This is a genomic window from Variovorax sp. 20P10.2.4, from assembly GCF_058244205.1.
The window spans coordinates 1-1027 of the sequence record NZ_JBZAYE010001198.1 but is presented as its reverse complement, the minus strand read 5'-3'; the positions used below and the strand labels follow the sequence as shown (position 1 = coordinate 1027).

Sequence of the window (1027 nt, the reverse complement as noted above, 5' to 3'; positions counted from 1 at the left end):
GCCCGGTTTCGAAGGCGCTGCGGATCGCGCTGAGCGGTGGCCAGAGATGGGTGGTCATGGCGTCTGTTCCTGAATGGCTATGTCTTCAGGCATAAGACGCTTCAGCGCCCAGGATTTTGAAAACCTGCAGGATCGCCGCCATGTTGTCGGCCTCGATGGCGATGCCCAGCGTGCCCTGGAGCCAGCCGCCGAGCCGGGTCTTGGCGTAGTCGGCGGTCAGGCCCTCGCGCTTGTGCACCAGGCCGAGCCGGCCCGCGCGATAGTGGTAGGAGGCGATGGCATGGCGCGAGGCGATGCCCGACAGGCCGCCCTCGGCCTCCCTGCCGAAGCCCTCGCACAGCAGGATGCGCTCGGGCTCGGGCAGCTCGGCGATGAAGGCGCGCGCCGCCTGCTGCACCGCGAGGCTGCTGAGGCCGTGCTCGGCCAGGCAGCCCTCGAGGTCCTCGTCGGCGCCCAGTTCGTCCTCGAGCTGGGCCTCGGTGATCTGGTCGCCGATCGACAGCTTGCGCTTGAAGGCGGCCGAGCGCGTGCAGTCGATCAGGTAGCGGCGGAAGTACGCGCACAGCGCGAAGGCGGTCGAGGGCGCGCTGTGGCCCGCGCGCTCCTCGGCCTCGTCGGGATCGGCATCGAGCCGCAGCACCTTGACGTAGATGAACTGCGCCACCAGCTCCTGGCGCCCTTCGCCGAGCACCTGCAGCTCGGGCGGATTGCAGGCCACCAGCGCGTCGCCCACGATGCGGTACATGCGGCCCATGTCGTTCGACGTCAGCGTCTGGCGCCGGCGCCACAGGCGCACGAGTTCTCCGCTTTCCTCGGACGACAGCGTTTCCTGCATGGATTCAACGGCCGGGGCCGGGCCTCGTGGCGGCATTCACGCTGTCATCTCCTCAATCGTCCTCGCAGACGCCCTCGGTCGGCACCAGGCATTGCGCGAGGCCGGCGCCGACCGGCGCGCCGCGCGTGCGGATCGCCGAGGACACGGCGGCGCTCGCCACCGCCAGGCCGCGCGGCAGCAATATCCAGAGCT

General features: G+C 69.9%; 1 protein-coding gene. It reads right to left on the bottom strand.

Features of this window, described 5'->3' with window-relative positions; translation table 11 throughout:
• Positions 1-85: 85 nt before the first annotated feature.
• On the bottom strand, positions 86-835 hold the full coding sequence (locus AC27VN_RS42260; RefSeq protein ID WP_296781261.1) for a hypothetical protein: 750 nt from the start codon (positions 833-835) through the stop codon (positions 86-88).
• Positions 836-1027: the final 192 nt, after the last annotated feature.

What these genes read in the sequence shown, in the direction of transcription:
- AC27VN_RS42260 (WP_296781261.1), bottom strand. Translation starts at nt 835, where the DNA reads ATGCAGGAAACGCTGTCGTCCGAGGAAAGCGGAGAACTCGTGCGCCTG.